Genomic DNA, 15496 nt, shown 5'->3' with positions numbered 1-15496 from the left:
GGTGATCACCAAGATCGTCGACGCCCGCGGCGCCGTGCTGTTCGAGGCGCCGGCCGCCACGCACGGCGACGAGGACCGCGCCATCCCCGAGCGCAATGCCTTCGTGATGGCCAGCCTGCTGCAGGAGGTCACGCGCAGCGGCACCGCCGCCGCCGCCCAGGCCTCGCTGGGCCGGCCCGACCTCTACGGCAAGACCGGCACCACCAACGAGTCGGTGGACAACTGGTTCGCCGGCTTCCAGCCCTCGCTGGCCGCGGTGGTCTGGATCGGCTACGACCAGCCGCGCGGCCTGGGCGCGCGCGAGACCGGCGGCGGGCTCTCGCTGCCGGTGTGGATCGAGTACATGAAGCTGGCGCTGAAAGGCCGGCCGGTGGCGGAGATCCAGCCCACCGAGGGCGTGGTGCAGGCCCACGGCGACTGGGCCTTCGACGAGTATGCAGGTGATGCGGGCATACGCACCGTTGGCCTCGATGCGGTCGACCCGGCGGCGAGCGCGCCGGTCAACGATCCCTCGGGCGCGCTGCTGCCCGCGACGCCATCCCCGAACTGAGGAGCACTGACCGATGAATCGCCCGCTGCCCGCCCTGCTCCTCTGTCTGGCTGCAAGCACGGCGCAGGCCCAGCAGCCACTGACCACCGACCGGCCGGACTTCTCCGAATCGCCCGAGGTGGTCGGCCGCGGGCGTTTCCAGATCGAGACCAGCATCGCCTTCGAGCGCGACAGGCGCGAGGCCACGCGCACCCGCAGCACGCCGACGCTGCTGCGCCTGGGCCTGAACGACAGCTGGGAGCTGCGCCTGGAAACCGACGGCCTGATGCGCCAGCGCGATACATCCACCGGCCAGGTCGTCAGCGGCGCCTCCGATCCCTCGCTGGGCCTCAAATGGCATTTGCAGGACGGCGAGGAAGACGAGGGCCGGCCCAGCATCGCCCTGCTCTTCCATGTGGATGCCGACACCGGCTCGCCCGCCTTCCGCGGCCAGGGCCTGCGGCCCTCGCTGCGCATGGTGTCCGAATGGGAGTTCGACGGCGGCTGGTCGCTGGGCGTGATGCCCGGCATCGTCTGGGACCGCAATGAGGAGCGCCGCTTCGCCAGCGGCCTGCTGGCGCTGGCCCTGTCCAAGCAGCTGACGCCGACGCTGAGCCTCACCACCGAGCTGGGAGTCCGGCGCATCGCCTCGGGCCGCAACGGCGGCAATGTCTACACCTTCGATCCGGCCCTCGCCTGGGTGGTCACCGACGACGTGCAGCTGGACTTCGGCATTGACTTCGGCCTCAACCGCAGGGCGCCGGACCGCACGGTGGCGCTGGGCCTCTCGGTCCGTTTCTGACAAGGAACACGACGATCATGCGCCTGGCCATCGTCTCCGACATCCACGGCAACCTGCCGGCGCTGGAGGCCGTCTGCGCCGACATCGCGCGACGCGGCCCGGTGGACCGCATCGTCAACCTCGGCGACAGCCTCTCCGGCCCGCTGCTGCCGCTGGAGACCGCGCGCTTCCTGATGGCACAGCGCGACTGGGTGCAGCTCGCCGGCAACCACGAGCGCCAGTTGCTGACCCACGGCCCCGGCCAGCGCAGCGACGCCGACGAATACGCCCACGCCCAGCTGACGCCGGCCGAGTTCGCCTGGATGGCCACGCTGGGCCCGCGCCTGCAGCTGGCGCCCGAGGTGCTGCTGTGCCACGGCAGCCCCCGCAGCGACCTGGAGTACCTGCTGGAGACGGTGGAGCCCGGCGAGTTCCGCCTGGCCCGCGCCGACGAGATCGACCAACGCCTGGCCGGCGCCCGCGCCGAGGTCGTGCTGTGCGGCCACAGCCACCTGCCGCGCATCGTGCGCGCCGGCGAGGGCGGGCCGCTGATCGTCAACCCCGGCAGCGTCGGCCTGCAGGCCTACGACGACGACCATCCTCATGCCCACGTCGTGGCCACCGGCTCGCCGGAGGCGCGCTACGCGCTGGTCGAACGAATCGCGCCGGGACGCTGGACGGCCGCGCTGATCGCCGTGCCCTACGATCATGCCGCCATGGCCAGCCTGGCGATGGCGCACGCCCGGCCCGATTGGGCCCATGCCCTGGCCACCGGAAGGATGAACTGACGCCATGCTACTGCTTCGCACCCTCACCGCCCTGGCGCTCGGCGCCGCCCTCGCCACCGCCGCGTGGGCCGACGACGACGGCATCTCGCCCGACCGGCCCAATATCGCCAACAGCCCCGACGTGGTCGGCCGCGGCACCGTGCAGATCGAGACGGGCCTGTCCGGCGCCAGTGACGATGGCGCCCACGGCCTGGCCCTGCCCTGGCTGCTGCGCATCGGCCTGAGCGAGGCGCTGGAACTGCGCCTGGACAGCGGCGGCTACCAGCGCGTGCGCCAGGACGGGATCACCACCAAGGGGTGGAACGATGTGGGCATCGGATTCAAGTGGCACCTCGCCGATGGTGGAGGGACGATGCCTGGTATCGGCCTGCTGGGTCACCTGAGCTTCGACACCGGCTCCGGCGCCTTCCGCGGCCAGGGCACGCGGCCCGAGATCGACCTGGCCCTGCACTGGGACCTGGGCGGCGGCTACGACCTCAGCGTGATGCCCGGCATCTACCAGGACCGCAACGACGAAGGCCGGCGCTACACCGGCGGCGTGCTGGCAGCCAGCATCGGCAAGGCGCTGTCGGACGACGCCAACGCCTTTCTCGAAGTGGCCGGCCAGCGCCTGGCCTCGGCCCGCAACGGCGGCCAGCAGGTGACGCTGGATACCGGCATCACCTACCGCCTGAACAAGGACGTGCAGGTGGATGCCGCGGTGTTCCGCGGGCTCAACAAGGACACGCCCGACTGGCAGTGGACCGCCGGCCTCTCGCTTCGCTGGTGAACATAGAGTTACGCTGAATCTCGGCGTTAGGCCCCCCGCGGGATCGCTAATATCGCAGCCCTGACCACGGAGGAAGGGCTGTCTCACCATGGGCAATGCGTCGGTCCGGGCCTTGATCCGGAGCTTGGGCCTGCTGTCCCTGCCGCTGGCGTTCAGCGCGCCGGCGCAGGCCGAGGAAGGCATCGTCACCGACCGGCCGGACTTCGTCGAATCCAGCGACGTGGTCGGCCGCGGACGCTGGCAGCTGGAGACCAGCGTGGCCGGCGAGCGCGACAAGGTGGACGGCATCCGCGTGCGCGGCCTGTCCACGCCGACGCTGCTGAGATTCGGCCTCAGTGACACGGTGGAACTGCGGCTCGAGACGGACGGCCGCAGCCGCGTCAGCGCCGGCGGCATGCGCAGCAGCGGCTGGTCGGACATCTCGATCGGCACCAAGTGGCACATCCAGGACGGCGAAGGCACGAGGCCCTCGCTGGCCTGGCTGCTGCACGCGGATCTCGCTACCGGGTCCGGCCCTTTCCGCGGCCAGGGCACGCGACCGTCGCTGCGGATGAGCATCGAATGGGACCTGCCGGACGGCTACAACCTCGGCCTGATGCCGGGCCTCTACCGCGACCGGAACGAGGACGGCCGGCGCTACACCGGCGGCATCATGGCCGTCACCCTGGGCAGGCAGTTCGGCGAGCAGGTGCATGGCTTCGTCGAGCTGGCGGGCCAGCAGATTGCCTCGGCGAGGAACGGCGGCAAGCTGCTCACCTTCGACACCGGAGTGACCTACCTGGTCTCGGACAGCGTGCAGCTCGACAGCGCGCTGTTCTTCGGCCTCAACCGGACCAGCCCCGACCTCGGCTGGACCGTCGGCCTGTCGATGAAGTTCTGAACAAGGACCGAGAGCACCATGACCATCAAGCAAAGAATGCTGGCACTGAGCCTGCTGGGGCTGGGCTTCGTGCTGGCGGTGGGCTTTGTCGGCTATGCGGCGGTCAACAGCCTGGCCACGACCAATGCCGCGCTGACCCAGTCCGGCTCGGCGCTGAAGGCGCAGATGGCGGCCGACCAGATGCACGACGCGCTGCGCGGCGACGTGCTGCGCGCCCTGCTGGCCGCAGCGAACAAGGACGACCCCGCGCAGATCCGCAAGGAGCTCGACGAGCACGTCAAGGCCTTCCGCGAGCAGGTGGACGCGCTGAAGGCACTGCCGCTCAGCGAGGAGATCCGCGCCAGCATCGCCAAGGCCGAGGCGCCGCTGAACGCCTACATCACGAGCGCCGGCGACACGGTGCGCCTGGCCTTCAGCGACCTTCCCGCGGCCCAGGCCAGGATGCCGGCCTTCGACGCCGCCTTCAAGGCGCTGGAGACCGGGATGGCGGCAATGAGCGAGCTGATCGAGCAGCGAGCGCAGGCCGTGCAGGCCGAGGGCGCGAAGACCGAGAGCCGCGCACGGACCATGCTGATCGCCGCCGCGCTGCTGGCGGCGGCGATTCTGCTGACGATCAACAGCGTCGTCGGGCGCGGCATCACGCGGCCACTGTCACGCGCGGTGGAAGTGACCGAGGACGTGGCAGCCGGCGACCTGAGCCGGCGCATCGAGGCCGGCGGTGCCGACGAGACCGGCCAGCTGCTGAGCGCGCTGGGCCGGATGAACAGCGACCTGGGCAGCATCGTCGGCCAGGTCCGCCAGAGCGCGGACGCGATCGCCGACGGCTCGGCCGAGATCGCCACCGGCAGCCTGGACCTGAGCCAGCGTACCGAGGAACAGGCCAGCAGCCTGGAGCAGACCGCGGCCTCGATGGAAGAACTGACCGCCACCGTGCGCAACAACGCCGACACCGCCCGGCGCGCCTCCGAACTGGCGGGCCATGCCGCCCGGGTGGCCGGCGACGGCGGCGCAGCGGTGCAGCAGGTGGTGCAGACGATGGCCGACATCTCGGCCAGCGCCACGCGCATCGCCGACATCACCGGCACGATCGACGGCATTGCCTTCCAGACGAATATCCTGGCACTGAATGCCGCCGTGGAAGCGGCGCGCGCCGGCGAGCAGGGTCGCGGCTTCGCGGTCGTCGCCGGCGAGGTGCGCACGCTGGCCCAGCGCAGTGCCCAAGCCGCCAAGGAGATCAAGGCGCTGATCGGCGACAGTGTCGCCAAGGTCGAGGCCGGCTCCAGCCAGGTCGATGCGGCGGGCTCGAAGATGGCGGGGCTGGTGGGCGAGGTCAACAAGGTCAACCAGCTGATCGCCGAGATCAGCACCGCCAGCCAGGAGCAGAGCCGGGGCATCGTGCAGGTCGGCGAGGCGGTGACCCAGCTCGACAAGATGACGCAGCAGAACGCGGCGCTGGTCGAGCAGTCGGCCGCCGCCGCGGAGAGCCTGAAGGACCAGGCCGCGCGGCTGGCGGCGGTGGTGGCTCAGTTCAAGCTGCCGTCGTCGTGACGGCAGCTCAAGGCCTCACTTCTTGCGGACGATGATGCTGCCGACCGAATAGCCGGCGCCGAAGGAGCAGATCACGCCGAGGTCACCGGCCTTGAGGCCGCTGCGGTGTTCGTGGAAAGCGATGATGGAACCGGCCGACGCGGTATTGGCGTAGGTGTCCAGGATCAGCGGTGCCAGCTCGGGGCCGACTTCCCCGCCCACCAGCTTCTTGATCACCAGCTGGTTCATGCCCAGGTTGGCCTGGTGCAGCCAGTAACGTCGAACATCAGCGGGCTGGATGTTCAGCGTGCCGAGATGGTTCTCGATGTGGGCGGCGGCGATCGGCACCACCTCCTTGAACACCTTGCGGCCTTCCTGGCGGAACAGCTTGTCGCGGCCATCGGCATCGCTGTCCTCGGCCTTGTTCATGAAGCCGAAGTTGTTGCGGATGTTGTTGGAGAACTGCGTGGCCAGCTTGGTGCCCAGCACTTCCCACTGCTCGTCGGACGTCGCCGTTTCGGCCCGCTCCAGCACCATCGCCGTGCAGACGTCTCCGAAGATGAAGTGGCAGTCGCGGTCCTTCCAGGCCAGGTGGGCCGAGGTGATCTCGGGGTTCACCATCAGCACGCACTTCGCGGTGCCGGCCTTCAGCGCATTGACGGCCTGCTCCATCGCGAAGGTGGCGGCCGAGCAGGCGACGTTCATGTCGAAGCCGTAGCCTTGTGCTCCAAGAGCCTGCTGGATCTCGATCGCCATCGCCGGATAGGCGCGCTGCATATTGGCGCTGGAGCAGATGACGAAATCGACGTCCTCGGGCTTCTTGCCGGCGGCGGCCAGCGCCTTCTTCGCGGCGTCCACGGCGATCTCGGCCATCAGCGAGAGCTGGTCGTCGGCGCGGGGCTCGAAGTGCGGGTACATGCGCTCCGGGTCCAGCACGCCGTCCTTGTTGATGACGTAGCGCTGCTTGATGCCCGAGGCCTTCTCGATGAACTCGACGCTGGAGTGCGTCAGCGCGACGGCCGTACCCTCGGCGATCGCGGCGGCGTTCTTCTCGTTCTGCAGGTCTGCATACTTGTTGAAGGCCTCCACAAGCTCCGCATTGGTGATGATGTGCGGAGGTTGGTACAGGCCGGTGCCGCTGATGACGATGGTGTCTTCTTTGTTCATGCACCAATTTTAACGAGGCTCGCACCAACATAAGGACAAAGCCGCGTAGAATCAGTCACCGGGCCCAAATTTTGGAGTCCGGTTTTTTATGGCCGCACCTTTCCTCGCTGAAAGGCTTCGCGGACCAGCCGGAATTCCAAGTCAAGCGCTCGCAGCCCAGAGGGGGCACTGCGTCAACGCCCCTCGACACTTGCGACTTGGACCATGGAAATCTTCGATTACGACAACATCCTCTTGCTGCCGCGCAAATGCCGCGTCGAGAGCCGCGCCGACTGCGACACCTCCGTCGAGTTCGGCCCGCGCCGCTTCAAGCTGCCGGTCGTCCCGGCCAACATGAAGACGGTGCTGGATGAGTCGATCACCGAATGGCTCGCCGCCAACGGCTACTTCTACGTGATGCACCGCTTCGACCTGGACACGGTCGCCTATGCGAAGCAGATGCGCGCCAAGGGCCTGTTCGTCTCGATCAGCTCCGGCGTCAAGGAGGCGGACTACAAGATCATCGACCGCCTGGCGGCCGAAGGCGTCGGCGCCGACTACATCACGATCGACATCGCGCACGGCCACGCGGACAGCGTGCAGCGCATGATTGCCCACATCAAGAACAAGCTGCCGAGCGCCTTCGTGATCGCGGGCAACGTGGGCACGCCCGAAGGAGTGATCGACCTCGAGAACTGGGGCGCGGACGCGACCAAGGTCGGCATCGGCCCGGGCAAGGTCTGCATCACCCGGCTCAAGACCGGCTTCGGCACCGGCGGCTGGCAGCTCTCGGCGCTGAAGTGGTGCGCCCGCGTGGCGACCAAGCCGATCGTCGCCGACGGCGGCATCCGCCACCATGGCGACATCGCCAAGAGCGTGCGCTTCGGCGCCTCGATGGTGATGATCGGCTCGCTGTTCGCCGGCCACGAGGAGTCGCCGGGCAAGACGGTCGAGGTCGACGGCAAGCTCTACAAGGAGTACTACGGCTCGGCCTCGGACTTCAACAAGGGCGAGTACAAGCACGTTGAAGGCAAGCGCATCCTGGAGCCGGTGAAGGGCAAGCTGGCCGACACGGTGCGGGAGATGCAGGAAGACGTGCAGAGCTCGATTTCGTATGCTGGCGGCAAGACGCTGGCGGATCTGCGCAAGGTCAACTACGTGATTCTTGGTGGGGAAAACGCGGGCGAACACCTGTTCATGTAACGGGCAAGTTCAGCGTCACCTCGAGACCCGGGGTGGCGTTCCTGATCTCCAAGCGGCCGCCATGCGCGGCCGCGATCATTTTGCAGAGGTTGAGGCCGAGGCCCACACCGCCGTCGTTGCGGGTGCGGGCCGCGTCGGGCCGGTAGAAGGGTTCGCCCAGGTGCTCCAGGGCCTCGGGCGGCACGCCGGGGCCGTGGTCGCGGACCGAAAGCAGCACGACCTGGCCCTCGCGCCGCAGCGAGACGATCACAGGGCCGCGGGCCGCATCGTTATGGCGCTTGGCATTGCTGACCAGGTTGCGCAGCAGCAGCTGGATCCGCATCGAGTCGAGCTGCATCAGCGGCGGCAAGCCCGGCTCGACCAGGACGTCAACGTCCACCTGCGAACGCACCAAGGCGGCCAGGTCCACCGCCTGCAGCTGCAGCGCGCTGTGGCCGGCGCCCAGGCGCTCGCTTTCCAGCAGCGCGTCGATCAGCACCCGCATCTCGCCCAGGTCCTTCAGCAGCGCGTCGCGCGAATCGCCCTCCTCGATCAGCTCGGCATGCAGCCGGGCGCGGGTCAGCGGCGAGCGCAGTTCGTGGCTGATCGCCAGCAGCAGCGCGCGCTTGCCGTCCAGCATCGCCTGGATGTCGGTGGCCATCTGGTTGAAGCGCTGGGTCAGGTCGCCGATCTCGTCGTTGGCGAAGACCGGTACCCGGTGCTCGAAGTCCCCGCGGCCGTAGGCCTGCGCGACCCGGGCCAGCGCGCGCAAGGGCCAGATCATCCGGCCCACGACCGCGAAGGCAGCACCCAGCACCAGCACCAGCAGCGGCACCGCCAGCAGCGCGCCGTAGTGGCCGTCGACGGCGCCCCAGACGATCAGGCTGCTGAGCAGGGCCAGCACGGCGAAGGTGGCGATCAACCGCGCCGCCAGCGAGTGCTTGAAGCGCGCATGGCCGTGGCGCACGCGGCGGTTCCAGTGCTGGTGCCACATCTGCTGGCGGCGGTGGTGCAGCTTCTTCAGCACCGCCAGTTCCTCGGGCGTCAGCTCGTGCTTGAGGTGGCGGCTTCTCATGATGATCTGGCGGGGAGCGCGAAGCAGTAACCGGCGTTGCGCAGTGTCTTGACGGCTTCGATCGGCTCCAGCTTCTTGCGGATGCGGCTGACCAGGATGTCGACGGCGCGGGTGAACAGTTCGGCCTCCTGGCCGCGGATGGCGTTGAGGATCTCGTCGCGGCTGAAGACGCGGCCCGGCTCGCGGGCGAGCATGAGCAGCAACTCGTATTCGGTGCCGGTCAGCTCGACTAACTCGTTATTGGCACGGACTTCGCGACGCACCGGGTCGATCGACAGGCCCACGAAATCCAGGCCGGCCGGCGGCGGCACGGGCGCGAAGCGCGTCCGCCTCAGGATGGTCTGCAGCCGCGCCGCCAGCTCGCGTGGCTCGAAGGGCTTGGCAAGATAGTCGTCGGCGCCCAGTTCCAGCCCGACGACGCGGTCGGTCAGGTCGCCGCGGGCCGTCAGCATCAGCACCGGCATCTGCTCGCCGTTCGCGCGCAGCTGCTTGCAGAACTCGAAGCCGTCCATCTCGGGCAGCATGCCGTCCAGGATCAGCGCGTCGAAACGTTCGGCGGCGAGGCGTTTCATCGCCTCGCTGGGCCGCACGACCTGCTCCAGCTCGAAGTCGAAACGCTTCAGGTACTGGGCCAGCGGCGGGCCCAGCGCCTCGTCGTCATCGAGCAGGAGCAGCCTGGACATCAGCTGAAGCGGCGCGAGCGGGTGCGCAGCAGGAAGCGCAGGGCCTGCTTCTGCTCGGCGTCGAGGCTGTCGAAGAAGTCGCCGGCCGCGTTGATCACGCCGGGGCCGGCGGCGCGGACCGCATCGACGCGGGCATCGAGCGCCTGCTGGGCCGCGGCGCGGTCGAAGGTCTCGCCGGCCAGCAGGTTCTTCGCGAAGTCCGGCAGGCCGGACTTCATCGCGGCACGCTGGGCCTGCAGATCCTTCAGCAGCGCGGCCAGCAGTTCCTGCTGCTTCTCGTTCAGGTCGAGCTTGCTACTGGCGCGGGCCACGATGAATTCGAGGAACTCGGAGGCATCGCCGCGGCCGCGATGGTGATGACCGCCGCCGAAGTGATGGCCGAAATGGTGATGATCGCGAAAGTGGCGAAAGGGGTTCATGAAACGCATGGTGAGGTGATTCCTGTTATGGGTTGATGGCCAGGAACGTCCTGTCCATGGGTTCCCATGATTCCGGCTTCACCCCTTTGAAGCATCTCGTCGCCGTATCGTCGCTTTTCGTTTTGTTTCGTCAGCCGCCGAGCCGATCCAGCGCCTGCGTCAGCCGCGCGACGGCACCGTCCACGTCCTTGAGCTTGTCGAGCCCGAACAGGCCCAGGCGGAAGGTCTTGTAGTCCGGCCCCTCGTCGCAGGCCAGCGGCACGCCGGCGGCAATCTGCAGGCCCTGGGCGGCGAAGGCCGTGCCCTTGTGCCAGTCATCCTTGGCGGTATAGCTGACGACGACACCCGGCGCCTCGAAACCCGGCGCCGCCACGCTCGGGATGCCCCGTTCGGCCAGCAGCGCGCGCACGCGCCCGCCCAGCTCGAACTGCGCCTGGCGGCCCTTGTCGAAGCCGAACTCGCGCATCTCGTTCATCGCATCGCGCAGGAACAGCAGGCCGTCGGTCGGCAGCGTCGCGTGGTAGGCGTGGCCGCCGGCCTCGTAGGTCTGCATGATCGAGAGCCACTTCTTCAGGTCGAGGCTGAAGCTGTCGCTGGTGGTCGATTCGAGCTTCTCGACGGCACGCTCGCCCAGCATGATCAGGCCCGCGCAGGGCGTGCCGCTCCAGCCCTTCTGCGGCGCGCTGACCAGCACGTCGATGCCGACCGCCTGCATGTCCACCCAGGCCGCGCCGGAGGCCACACAATCCAGCACCAGCAGGCCGCCGACGGCGCGCACCGCCTGCGACAGCGCCTTCAGGTAGTCGTCCGGCAGCAGCATGCCGGACGCCGTCTCCACATGCGGGCAGAACACGACCTGCGGCTTCTCGCGCTCGATGGCTGCGACCACTTCCTCGATCGGCGCCGCCGCGAAGGGCTCCTGCGCGCCGGCCTTCGCGCGGCGGGCCTTGTGCACGCTGATGTCGGTGCTCATGCGGCCGGCCTCGATGATCTGCGTCCAGCGGTAGCTGAACCAGCCGTTGCGCACGATCAGCACCTTCTGCCCCTGCACGAACTGGCGCGCCACCGACTCCATGCCGGTGCTGCCGCTGCCCGGCACGATGGCCACGGCCTTGGCCTTGTAGACCTCCTTCAGCGTGGCCGAGATGTCGCACATCACCTGCTGGAAGCGCTTGCTCATGTGGTTGAGGCTGCGGTCGGTGTAGACGACCGAGTATTCGAGCAGGCCGTCGGGGTCAACGTCGGGGCGCAGGCTGGGCATGGGGCGGTCTCCTGTAGTGTTGTTGGCGTCGGGCCCATCGTAGCGCGGCCCTCTACAATCGGCCTCCCTCCGAAGAACCCCGCCCTCGCCCCAGCATGACCGAACTCGCCAAGTCCTTCGAACCCGCCGCCCTGGAAGCCCATTGGGGTCCGCTGTGGGAGTCCCTCGGCCTGTACAAGCCGACGCTGGACGTCTCGAAGGAATCGTTCAGCATCCAGCTGCCGCCGCCCAATGTGACCGGCACGCTGCACATGGGCCATGCGTTCAACCAGACGATCATGGACTCGCTGGCGCGCTATCACCGGATGCGCGGCCACAACACGCTGTGGGTGCCGGGCACGGACCACGCCGGCATCGCCACGCAGATCGTCGTGGAGCGTCAGCTGCAGGACAAGGGCCAGACCCGCCATGACCTGGGCCGCAAGAACTTCGTCGCCCGCGTGTGGGAATGGAAGCAGGAGTCCGGCAACACGATCACGCGCCAGATGCGCCGCATGGGCGACAGCGTCTCGTGGGAGCACGAGTACTTCACGATGGACGAGAAGCTGTCCAAGGTCGTGAACGAGACCTTCGTGCGCCTCTACGACGAGGGCCTGATCTACCGCGGCACGCGCCTGGTCAACTGGGATCCGGTGCTGAAGTCGGCCGTGTCGGAGCTGGAAGTCAACAGCGAGGAGGAAGACGGCTTCCTCTGGCACATCCGTTATCCGCTGGCCGACGGCTCGGGCGAACTGGTCGTGGCCACCACGCGGCCCGAGACGATGCTGGGTGACGTGGCCGTGATGGTCCACCCTGAGGATGAGCGTTATGCCAAGCTGATCGGCCAGCAGGTGATGCTGCCGCTGACCGGCCGCACCATCCCCGTGATCGCCGACGACTACGTGGACCGCGAGTTCGGCACCGGCGTGGTCAAGGTCACGCCGGCGCACGATGTGAACGACTATGCGGTCGGCCAGCGCCACAAGCTGCCGATCATCGGCGTGCTGACGCTGGACGCGAAGATCAACGACGAGGCGCCGGAAGCCTACCGCGGCCTGGACCGCTTCGTCGCGCGCAAGCGCGTGGTGGCCGACCTGGAAGCCCAGGGCCTGCTGGTCGAGGTCAAGAAGCACAAGCTGATGGTGCCGCGCTGCGAGCGCACCGGCCAGGTGATCGAGCCGATGCTGACGGCGCAATGGTTCGTCGCCACCACCAAGCCCGGCGCCGACGGCAAGAGCATCGCGCAGAAGGCCACCGAGGTCGTGGCGGACGGCTCGGTGAAGTTCTTCCCCGAGCAATGGGTGAATACCTACAACCACTGGATGAACAACATCCAGGACTGGTGCATCTCGCGCCAGCTCTGGTGGGGCCACCAGATCCCGGCCTGGTATGGCACGGACGGCGAGACCTTCGTCGCCCGCGATGAAGACGAAGCCCGCGCCAAGGCCAAGGCCGCCGGCTACCTGGGCGAGCTGACACGTGAAGAGGACGTGCTGGACACCTGGTACTCGTCCGCGCTGGTGCCCTTCTCCACGCTGGGCTGGCCCGAGCAGACGCTGGAGCAGGACCTGTTCCTGCCCTCCTCCGTCCTGGTCACGGGTTATGACATCATCTTCTTCTGGGTCGCCCGGATGATCATGATGACGACCCACTTCACCGGCCGGGTGCCGTTCAGGCACGTGTACATCCACGGCCTGGTGCGCGACTCGCAGGGCCAGAAGATGAGCAAGTCGGAAGGCAATGTGCTCGACCCGGTCGACCTGATCGACGGCATCGAGCTGGCCCCGCTGCTGGACAAGCGCACCACCGGCCTGCGCCGCCCCGAGACCGCGCCCAAGGTCCGCAAGGCCACCGAGAAGGAGTTCCCGGACGGCATCCCCGGCTTCGGCGCCGACGCGCTGCGCTTCACCTTCGCCTCGCTGGCGACGCTGGGCCGCAACATCAACTTCGACAGCAAGCGCTGCGAGGGCTACCGCAACTTCTGCAACAAGCTCTGGAACGCCACCCGCTTCGTGCTGATGAACACCGAGGGCCAGGACTGCGGCCTCGCCGAGCACACGAAGGAACAGTGCCAGCCCGGCGGCGAGTTCCACGGGTACATGAGCTTCAGCCCGGCCGACCGCTGGATCAGCAGCGAGCTGCAGAAGGTCGAGATGGCCGTGGCCCAGGGCTTCGCGGACTACCGGCTGGACAACGTCGCCAACGCGATCTACGCCTTCGTCTGGGACGAGTATTGCGACTGGTACCTGGAGATCGCCAAGGTGCAGATCCAGAACGGCACCGAGGCGCAACAGCGCGCCACCCGCCGCACGCTGATCCGCACGCTGGAGACCATCCTGCGCCTGCTGCACCCGATCGCGCCCTTCATCACCGAGGAGCTGTGGCAGACGGTCGCCCCGATCGCCGGCCGCAAGACCAGCGACTACCTGGTCACCGCCGCCTACCCGGTGGCCGCGCCGGAGAAGATCGACGAGAAGGCGATCGCCTGGGTCGGTCAGCTGAAACAGGTCGTTAGCGTCTGCCGCAGCCTGCGTGGCGAGATGAACCTGAGCCCGGCCGAGCGGGTGCCGCTGATGGTGGGCGGCGATACCGGCTTCCTGGCCGAGGCGGCGGCGATCCTGAAGACGCTGGCCAAGCTGAGCGACGTGCAGATCCTCGACGAGGCCGCCTTCGCCAAGGCCAGCGCCGCGGCGCCGGTGCTGGTGCATGGCGACGCGCGCCTGGCGCTGCATGTGGAGATCGACGTGGCGGCAGAGACGGCGCGCCTGGGCAAGGAGATCGACCGCCTCTCAGGCGAGATCACCAAGGCCGAGGCCAAGCTGGGCAACGAGAGCTTCGTCGCCCGCGCGCCCGAGGCCGTGGTGGCCCAGGAGCGTCAGCGGGTGGCGGACTTCACCGCCACCGTGGCTCGCCTGAAGGATCAGCTAGCACGGCTGGCGCCGTCGGCCTGAACTCGCCCGCCGCCTCGCGCGGCGTGTTGAGCAGTTCGTCGATCCGGCGAGCCACGCCCCAGGCGGCGCGGGTGCGCGATTCGCGCGTCGTGCCGGACAGGCGCGGCGTCACCTGCAGGCCCGAGACGCCGGCCAGCGGCCGGTCGGGCTCGAGCTGCCCGGGCTCCAGGCTGTCGAACCACGCGGCCAGCACGCGGCCGCTGGTCAGCGCCGCGGCCAGCGCGTATTCGTCGAACACCGCCGAATGCGCCAGGCTCACCAGCACCTGGCCCTGGCGCGCAAAGCCCAGCACCCGCTCACCGATCAGCCCGCGATAGCGCGGGAAGTAGGCCAGTTGGACGCAGACACCCTCGCTCTGCTCCATCAGGTCATGCAGCGCCACCGGCTCGATGCCCCACTGCTGCCACAGCGGATCGCTCTGGTGCAGGCTCGGGTCGTAGCCGATCACCCGCGTGCCGAAGGCCGGCAGCAGTTGCCCAAGCGCCCGCGCCGCCGGCGTCATGCCGATCAGGCCGACGGTGATGCAGCCCAGCTCGCGGCCCACCCACAGGCCGTCGCTGGACTGCACCGGCACGCGGCGCAGCATGGCCAGCAGCGCGCCGATGGCGAACTCGGCCTCCGCGCTGGCGGTGGCCGTGGCGCTGCGGATCACCTCCACGCGCGCGGCGCGGCAGGCTTCCATATCGATGTTCTCGCCGCCGCCGCTCATGCGGCCGACAACGCGCAGCCGCGGCGCGGCGCGCAGCAGGGGCACGTCCACCGCGACATTGGGCGGCAGGATCAGCGCCTGCGTCTGGTGCAGCGCCTCGCGCATCAGCGCCGGCTCCAGCGCCAGCTCCGGCGCGAATACCACCGGGTGCCGCTCGGCCAGCCACTGCATGACGTCCGCCTCGAGCGGTTCGACGATCAGAAGGCTCATGATTTCGAGGATCCGCTTGCCGCACCACAGCTGTTGTAGGACGCCACCGCGTCCCGGCACAAGCCCTGTTGCACTGCACAAAGCGCATGCAACAATCGGCCAACTCCCACTGCCGAGTCTATTTTTATGGTCGTTCCTGCTGCAGTCACCAAAGCCATCTTCCCTGTTGCCGGCCTCGGCACGCGCTTCCTGCCGGCCACGAAGGCGCAGCCGAAGGAAATGATGCCGGTGGTCGACAAGCCCCTGATCCAGTACGCCGTGGAGGAAGCCTATGCTGCCGGCGTCCGTGAAATGATTTTTGTCACCGGCCGCCACAAGCGGCCGATCGAAGACCACTTTGACATGACCTTCGAGCTCGAGGTAGCCCTCGAACAAGCGGGTAAGGCCGAGTTGCTCGAAGTGGTGCGCAGCGTGAAACCGGACGACATGGAGTGTATCTATGTCCGTCAAGCCCAGGCGTTAGGCCTCGGCCACGCGGTGCTCTGCGGCCAGCGCCTGGTGGGCAACGAGCCCTTCGCCGTGCTGCTGGCGGACGACCTGATGGTCGGCCAGCCGCCGGTGCTCAAGCAGATGGTGGACCAGTTCAACGAGTGGCGCGTGTCCATCC

General features: G+C 68.3%; 14 protein-coding genes and 1 pseudogene. 9 read left to right on the top strand and 6 right to left on the bottom strand.

From position 1 onward, the window contains the following. The 6 genes and pseudogenes from B0W88_RS21645 to B0W88_RS21620 form a co-directional block, all read left to right on the top strand. Positions 1-550, top strand: a pseudogene (locus B0W88_RS21645) (penicillin-binding protein); the annotation flags it as partial. A gap of 13 nt (positions 551-563) precedes the next feature. Then, complete coding sequence (locus B0W88_RS21640; protein WP_077036703.1) at positions 564-1331, top strand: transporter; 768 nt, start codon at positions 564-566, stop codon at positions 1329-1331. A 17-nt stretch (positions 1332-1348) separates the two neighbouring features. Further along, the gene (locus B0W88_RS21635; protein WP_077036702.1) at positions 1349-2098 is read left to right on the top strand and encodes a metallophosphoesterase; all 750 of its coding nucleotides are present in this window, start codon (positions 1349-1351) and stop codon (positions 2096-2098) included. 4 nt (positions 2099-2102) lie between these two features. After that, positions 2103-2867 carry a transporter gene (locus B0W88_RS21630; protein ID WP_077036701.1) on the top strand — a complete coding sequence of 255 codons (765 nt, stop codon included), beginning with the start codon at positions 2103-2105 and terminating at the stop codon, positions 2865-2867. A 112-nt stretch (positions 2868-2979) separates the two neighbouring features. After that, on the top strand, positions 2980-3747 hold the full coding sequence (locus B0W88_RS21625; RefSeq protein ID WP_233151797.1) for a transporter: 768 nt from the start codon (positions 2980-2982) through the stop codon (positions 3745-3747). An 18-nt stretch (positions 3748-3765) separates the two neighbouring features. Then, positions 3766-5295 carry a methyl-accepting chemotaxis protein gene (locus tag B0W88_RS21620; RefSeq protein WP_077036700.1) on the top strand — a complete coding sequence of 510 codons (1530 nt, stop codon included), beginning with the start codon at positions 3766-3768 and terminating at the stop codon, positions 5293-5295. Positions 5296-5310: 15 nt separating this feature from the next. On the opposite strand, the gene B0W88_RS21615 is transcribed toward B0W88_RS21620, so the two are convergent. Further along, positions 5311-6441, bottom strand: a complete 1131-nt coding sequence (locus B0W88_RS21615) for a beta-ketoacyl-ACP synthase III (protein ID WP_077036699.1) — start codon at positions 6439-6441, stop codon at positions 5311-5313. A gap of 204 nt (positions 6442-6645) precedes the next feature. On the opposite strand from B0W88_RS21615, the gene B0W88_RS21610 reads away from it, so the two are divergent. Then, positions 6646-7623: a GMP reductase gene (locus B0W88_RS21610; protein ID WP_077036698.1), complete on the top strand. Its 978-nt coding sequence runs from the start codon at positions 6646-6648 to the stop codon at positions 7621-7623. Here the strand turns inward: B0W88_RS21610 and B0W88_RS21605 are convergent. The 4 genes from B0W88_RS21605 to B0W88_RS21590 all read right to left on the bottom strand — a co-directional run bounded on the left by B0W88_RS21605 (position 7616) and on the right by B0W88_RS21590 (position 11040). Then, positions 7616-8677, bottom strand: coding sequence for a cell wall metabolism sensor histidine kinase WalK (locus tag B0W88_RS21605; protein ID WP_077036697.1), 1062 nt, complete (start codon positions 8675-8677; stop codon positions 7616-7618). The genes B0W88_RS21610 and B0W88_RS21605 overlap by 8 nt on opposite strands. Next, on the bottom strand, positions 8674-9360 hold the full coding sequence (locus B0W88_RS21600; RefSeq protein WP_077036696.1) for a response regulator transcription factor: 687 nt from the start codon (positions 9358-9360) through the stop codon (positions 8674-8676). The genes B0W88_RS21605 and B0W88_RS21600 overlap by 4 nt, the downstream gene beginning before the upstream one ends. After that, positions 9360-9788: a Spy/CpxP family protein refolding chaperone gene (locus B0W88_RS21595; RefSeq protein WP_077036695.1), complete on the bottom strand. Its 429-nt coding sequence runs from the start codon at positions 9786-9788 to the stop codon at positions 9360-9362. The genes B0W88_RS21600 and B0W88_RS21595 overlap by 1 nt, the downstream gene beginning before the upstream one ends. Positions 9789-9909: 121 nt before the next feature. Beyond that, positions 9910-11040 (bottom strand): aminotransferase class V-fold PLP-dependent enzyme, encoded by a 1131-nt coding sequence (locus tag B0W88_RS21590; RefSeq protein WP_077036694.1) that lies wholly within the window; start codon positions 11038-11040, stop codon positions 9910-9912. Positions 11041-11135: 95 nt separating this feature from the next. Between B0W88_RS21590 and B0W88_RS21585 the strand changes: the two genes are divergently transcribed. Next, complete coding sequence (locus tag B0W88_RS21585; protein ID WP_077036693.1) at positions 11136-13970, top strand: valine--tRNA ligase; 2835 nt, start codon at positions 11136-11138, stop codon at positions 13968-13970. Here the strand turns inward: B0W88_RS21585 and B0W88_RS21580 are convergent. Next, the gene (locus tag B0W88_RS21580; protein ID WP_077036692.1) at positions 13912-14889 is read right to left on the bottom strand and encodes a D-isomer specific 2-hydroxyacid dehydrogenase family protein; all 978 of its coding nucleotides are present in this window, start codon (positions 14887-14889) and stop codon (positions 13912-13914) included. The genes B0W88_RS21585 and B0W88_RS21580 overlap by 59 nt on opposite strands. Positions 14890-15015: 126 nt before the next feature. Here B0W88_RS21580 and B0W88_RS21575 point away from each other — a divergent pair. Further along, positions 15016-15496, top strand: a 481-nt coding sequence (locus B0W88_RS21575) for a UTP--glucose-1-phosphate uridylyltransferase (RefSeq protein WP_158080910.1), incomplete at its 3' end; no start/stop codon positions are given.

This window comes from Pelomonas sp. KK5 (assembly GCF_001984095.1).
GTDB lineage: Bacteria > Pseudomonadota > Gammaproteobacteria > Burkholderiales > Burkholderiaceae_C > KK5.
This window is presented reverse-complemented; position numbering and strand designations above follow the sequence as displayed.